General features: G+C 68.2%; 1 protein-coding gene and 1 pseudogene. Both read left to right on the top strand.

The window, feature by feature from the left end:
- Window positions 1-243: pseudogene (locus ABZV38_RS40485) on the top strand (electron transfer flavoprotein subunit beta); the annotation flags it as partial.
- 58 nt (window positions 244-301) lie between these two features.
- On the top strand, window positions 302-1,264 hold the full coding sequence (locus ABZV38_RS40490) for an electron transfer flavoprotein subunit alpha/FixB family protein (protein ID WP_356333981.1): 963 nt from the start codon (window positions 302-304) through the stop codon (window positions 1,262-1,264).

Consider the following 1,264-nt stretch of genomic DNA (forward strand, 5'->3'; position numbering starts at 1 on the left):
CAGTCGGGTGAGGCGCGTTACCCGTCGTTCAAGGGGATCATGGCGGCGAAGAAGAAGCCGGTGCAGTCCCTGGATCTGGAGGATCTGGAGATCGACGCGGACGAGGTCGGTCTGGCGGGTGCGTGGTCCGCGGTGGACTCGGCGGCGCAGCGTCCGGCCCGTACGGCGGGCACGATCGTCAAGGACGAGGGCGAGGGCGGCAAGCAGCTCGCCGAGTTCCTCGCGGGCCAGAAGTTCATCTAAGGCCTGTTCCGTCCGTCTGTCCCTCGTTCCTTCGTAACGTGCAGGAGATTGAAGTTTCATGGCTGAAGTTCTCGTCTATGTCGACCACGTGGACGGTGCCGTCCGCAAGCCCACTCTGGAGCTTTTGACGCTGGCGCGTCGGATCGGTGAGCCGGTTGCTGTCGCGCTGGGTGCCGGTGCGCGGGCCACCGCGTCGGTGTTGGCCGAGCACGGTGCGGTGAAGGTCCTTGCGGCCGATGCGCCGGAGTTCGCCGATTATCTGGTCGTGCCGAAGGTCGATGCGCTGCAGGCGGCGTTCGAGGCGGTGTCCCCGGCCGCGGTGCTGGTCCCGTCGTCGGCGGAGGGCAAGGAGATCGCGGCGCGTCTCGCGGTCCGGATCGGTTCCGGGATCATCACCGATGCGGTGGATCTGGAGGCCGGTGAGCTGGGCCCGGTCGCGACGCAGTCCGCGTTCGCCGCGTCGTTCACCACGAAGTCCCGTGTTTCCAAGGGTGTCCCGGTGATCACGGTGAAGCCGAACTCGGCGCCGGTCGAGGCGGCTCCGGCCGCCGGTGTGCTCGAGTCCCTGAGTGTCAGCTTCTCGGCGCAGGCCACGGGCACGAAGGTGCTGTCGCGGACCCCGCGTGAGTCGACCGGGCGTCCGGAGCTGACCGAGGCCGCGATCGTGGTCTCCGGTGGCCGTGGGGTCAACGGTGCGGAGAACTTCCACCTCATCGAGGCCCTCGCGGACTCGCTGGGTGCGGCGGTGGGTGCCTCGCGTGCCGCGGTCGACGCCGGCTGGTACCCGCACTCCAACCAGGTCGGCCAGACCGGTAAGTCGGTGTCCCCGCAGCTGTATATCGCGTCCGGTATCTCCGGCGCGATCCAGCACCGGGCCGGGATGCAGACCTCGAAGACGATCGTCGCGATCAACAAGGACGCCGAGGCCCCGATCTTCGACCTCGTCGACTACGGCGTCGTCGGCGACCTCTTCCAGGTCGTCCCCCAGCTCACCGACGAGGTCAACACCCGCAAGGGCTGA

This window comes from Streptomyces sp. NPDC005181 (genome assembly GCF_040608395.1).
Lineage (GTDB): Bacteria > Actinomycetota > Actinomycetes > Streptomycetales > Streptomycetaceae > Streptomyces.

What these genes read in the sequence shown, in the direction of transcription:
- ABZV38_RS40490 (WP_356333981.1), top strand. Translation starts at nt 302, where the DNA reads ATGGCTGAAGTTCTCGTCTATGTCGACCACGTGGACGGTGCCGTCCGC.